This is a genomic window from Pseudomonas sp. EGD-AK9, assembly GCF_000465935.2.
Taxonomy (GTDB): domain Bacteria; phylum Pseudomonadota; class Gammaproteobacteria; order Pseudomonadales; family Pseudomonadaceae; genus Aquipseudomonas.
On the sequence record NZ_AVOF01000325.1, the window covers coordinates 1 to 3575 of the forward strand.

The following is a 3575-nucleotide window of genomic DNA, read 5'->3' on the forward strand; positions in this document are numbered from 1 at the left end:
GCGCAGAAGGCAGCGGCGCTGGCGGCGAGTTGGCGGTCGGCTTCCTGCCAGCTGCTGTAGGCCGGCAGCAGCACGCCGTCGGCCAGCGCCGCGCTGACCTGGGCATTGGGCTCCTGCTGGCCGCAGCCGACCAGGGCCAGGCCGAGCAGAGAAGCGATCAGGCTCTTGTGCAGCATGTCGGGCTCCTTATAGGGAATTGAGAAAGGCCAGCAGCGCGGCGCGCTGCTCGGCGTCGAAGGTAAGGACCTGCTGCTTGGCCGCCTCGGCCTCGCCGCCGTGCCAGAGGATGGCTTCCAGCAGGTTGCGCGCGCGGCCGTCGTGGAGGAACTGGCTGTGACCATTGACCGTCTGCGTCAGGCCGATGCCCCACAGCGGCGCGGTGCGCCACTCGCGGCCAGTGGCGAGAAACTCCTCGCGGCCGTCGGCCAGGCCCTCGCCCATGTCGTGCAGCAGCAGGTCGCTGTAGGGACGGATCGACTGGCCTGCCAGTTCCGGCTCGGCGGCAGCGGCCGCGGTGGTGAAGCTGGGGGTGTGGCACTGCTGGCAGCCGGCCTGGTGGAACAGGTTCTTGCCCGCGAGCACGGCGGGCGAGTCGACGTCGCGGCGCGCCGGCACGCCGAGGTTGCGGCTGTAGAACAGCACGCTGGCGAGAATGCTGTCGCTGACCTCCGGCGCGCCGCCGTGGGGCGCGGCGCGGCAGTCGGCCTGCGCGGCGGTGCAGTTGTCCTGGTCGACCAGCGAGCTGGTCAGGCCCATGTCATTGGCGAAGGCCTCGGCGTTCTGCTGATTGAGGTTCGGCTGGCCGGCCTTCCAGCCGAAGCGGCCGAGCACGCTGCGCTGCTGGACGCGATCCCAGACCCGGTTGGGTCGCCCGGAGATGCCGTCGCCGTCGGCATCAATCGGGTCGGCATTGGCCAGGATATCTGCCTCGGCAATGGCTTCGAGCAGGCCCAGGCCGATCATCGGCGGCGCCACGCGCACCGAGAAACGGGTGTCCGGGTGCATGTCGCCGTAGCCGAGCTGGCTGATCTGCAGCTCGGGCTGGCGCAGCTCCACCAGCGTGCCGTCGGCGAAGCGCACCGGCAGGCTGCGGTAGCTCAGGCGCACCTTGCCTTCCGCCGCCACGCCGGGGTTGGCCATGTCCTGCAGCTGGCTGCCGTAGGTCGGCTCGGGAATCACCCCCAGGCGCTCGATCAGCTCGGGCTGGGCCGCATCGTGGGGCAGCGACAGACGCACCAGCAGCGAGGCGGCGCTGGCGGCATCGGGCGCCGGCGGGTGGCCGCGGCCGTCCTTGATATGGCAGTTCTGGCAGGCGTTGGTGTTGAACAGCGGGCCGAGGCCGTCGCGTGCGGTGGTGGTGGCCGGGGCGACGACCCAGGGGTTGCGAAAGAAGCTGTTGCCCACGGCGAAGTCCAGGCGCCGGCTCGGTGCCAGGTTGGCCGCGGGCATGGAGAAGGCGTTGTGATCGTACTGGCGCACGCTGGCGGCGCCGGCCGAGAGCGCTTCGCCGGGCTCGGCGGCGGTGAAGCGCGGTTGCTGATCGCAGGCGGCCAGGGCGAGGGCCAGCAGGGGCAGCAAACGGCGCGGGAACGACAGCATCGAAGAGTCCGGAGCGTGAAACAGGAGGGGGCTAAGCTTAGCAGGCTAACGGAGCTTAAATAAGATGGATTAGCGTTTCATTGGCGGGGCAAAAGGTCGCGCAAAGCTGTCTTGTGGCCTGGATGCAATCCGGGAGTCGGGTGCCAGACTGCTCTTGTAGGGCGTGCAATCGCCCATAAAAAACCGGCGCTCCCTTGCGAAAGCGCCGGTCCGTGCGGTTACCGGTTCGATCAGAACTGGTGATCGGCGGTATCCGGGTTGAGGTCGCCGATGCCCAGCTTGGCCGCGGCCTGTTCGATGGCGCCGGTCTGCTTGACCAGGGCGGCGATGGCGTCGCGCACCAGTTGCTGGCCTTCGGTGTTGCCTTCGGCGATCAGCTGGTCGAAGTGCTGGTTGTTCTTTTCGGCGCTGTCGACCAGGGCCTGCAGCTTGGCCTCGCTGGCCTCCAGGTCGGCCTTGAGGGTGGCGTCGGCCTGGGCGTCGACCTTGGCCACCAGCTCGGCCAGGCTCGGGCCGTTCAGGGTGCTGCCGTCGACCTTCTTGTACTCGCCGAGGTAAACGTTGCGGATGCCCTTGCCGTTGTAGAAGTGCGAGTTGTGGGTGTTGTCGCTGAAGCAGTCGTGTTCGTCTTCGGTGGAGCCCGCTTCCAGGGCGACCTTCATGCGCTCGCCGGCCAGCTCGCCGAGGGACAGGCTGCCCATGCCGAACAGCATCTTGCGCAGGCCGTTCTCGGCCGAGTCGGCCAGCAGCTCGCTGCGGTAGTTGCCTTCGACGCCGTCTTTCCACTGCTCGACCATGCTGTCCAGGTCGCTGACCAGCAGCTCGGTGGCGGCCTTCAGGTAGGCGCGACGGCGCTCGCCGTTGCCGCCGGTGGCGCCTTCGCCGACCAGGTAGTCGGTGTAGGGGCGCTCGCCGGCGCCGGGGTTGGTGCCGTTGAGGTCCTGGCCCCAGAGCAGGAACTCGATGGCGTGGTAGCCGGTGGCGACGTTGGCCTCGGAGCCGCCCAGCTCGTTCAGGCTGGCCAGCAGCTCGGCGTTGATCTCGCTCGCGTCGATCTTGTCTTCGCCGATCTGGAGCTCGCTGTTGGCGACGATATTGGCCTGCGCGCCGGGGTTGCCCAGGGCGTGCTGGTAGTCGGCGGCGACGTAGTCGATCAGGCCTTCGTCCAGCGGCCAGGCGTTGAGCTGACCTTCCCAGTCGTCGACCACGGCGTTGCCGAAGCGGAACACTTCGGTCTGCATGTAGGGTACGCGCGCGGCCAGCCAGGCCTGCTTGGCGGCGTTCAGCGTGGCTTCGCTGGGGTTGGCCAGCAGGGCGTCGATGGCGCTCTGCAGGGCCTTGCCGGTGCTGGCGGCGTCGCTGAACACGGCCAGGGCCAGATCCGCGTAGTGCTTGACCACGGCCTTGGCCGCCGCCTCGTCGACCTTGGCTGCGGCGACCGGAGCGGTGCTCTCGCTGCTGGCAGCCGGAGCCGTCGCTTGGCCGGCTGGCGCTTGGTCTTCGCCGCAACCGGCGAGGGAAATGGCGATGGCCAGCAGGCTGGCGGAGGCCAGGGGCATACGAATCATGACGGGGTCCTTTGCATGTGCGGAATGTGGATGGTACGCAGGGGTACCTGGAAAACTGCAACATAATGCAAATGTTTCGCATTATGTGTAAAGGCCATTATGCGTCGCTGTGCGGGATATCGCTGCCGCCGGGCGCCGCTGCCGCTAGAATGCCGGCACCGATTCGCAGTTCTGCATGGAGAAAACTGCATGAGCCTGACCGCCGTGATCCTGATCGTCGTCCTCGTCCTGCTCGGTGCCTACGCGGTGTCGCTGTACAACGGCCTGGTGCGCCTCAAGCATGGGGTGAGCAAGGCCTGGTCGAACATCGACGTGCTGCTCAAGCAGCGCCACGACGAGCTGCCCAAGCTGGTGGAGACCTGCAAGCAGTACATGCAGTACGAGGGCGCCACCCTGGAGCGGGTGATC

The 3575-nt window shown here is 67.9% G+C and carries 3 protein-coding genes and 1 pseudogene; 1 reads left to right on the plus strand and 3 read right to left on the minus strand.

Going from position 1 to position 3575, the window contains the following annotated elements:
* The 3 genes and pseudogenes from N878_RS29565 to N878_RS15145 all read right to left on the minus strand — a co-directional run.
* Positions 1 to 176, minus strand: a pseudogene (locus tag N878_RS29565) (imelysin); the annotation flags it as partial.
* 10 nt (positions 177 to 186) lie between these two features.
* Positions 187 to 1599, minus strand: coding sequence for a di-heme oxidoredictase family protein (locus N878_RS15140; RefSeq protein ID WP_021444463.1), 1413 nt, complete (start codon positions 1597 to 1599; stop codon positions 187 to 189).
* 230 nt (positions 1600 to 1829) lie between these two features.
* Complete coding sequence (locus tag N878_RS15145; protein WP_021444464.1) at positions 1830 to 3167, minus strand: imelysin family protein; 1338 nt, start codon at positions 3165 to 3167, stop codon at positions 1830 to 1832.
* 189 nt (positions 3168 to 3356) lie between these two features.
* Between N878_RS15145 and N878_RS15150 the strand changes: the two genes are divergently transcribed.
* A partial coding sequence (locus tag N878_RS15150; RefSeq protein WP_021444465.1) for a LemA family protein occupies positions 3357 to 3575 on the plus strand: 219 nt, incomplete at its 3' end.

Bases quoted from the DNA above. Each gene is read 5' to 3' on its own strand.
- N878_RS15140 (WP_021444463.1), bottom strand. From the start codon at position 1,599: ATGCTGTCGTTCCCGCGCCGTTTGCTGCCCCTGCTGGCCCTCGCCCTG.
- N878_RS15145 (WP_021444464.1), bottom strand. From the start codon at position 3,167: ATGATTCGTATGCCCCTGGCCTCCGCCAGCCTGCTGGCCATCGCCATT.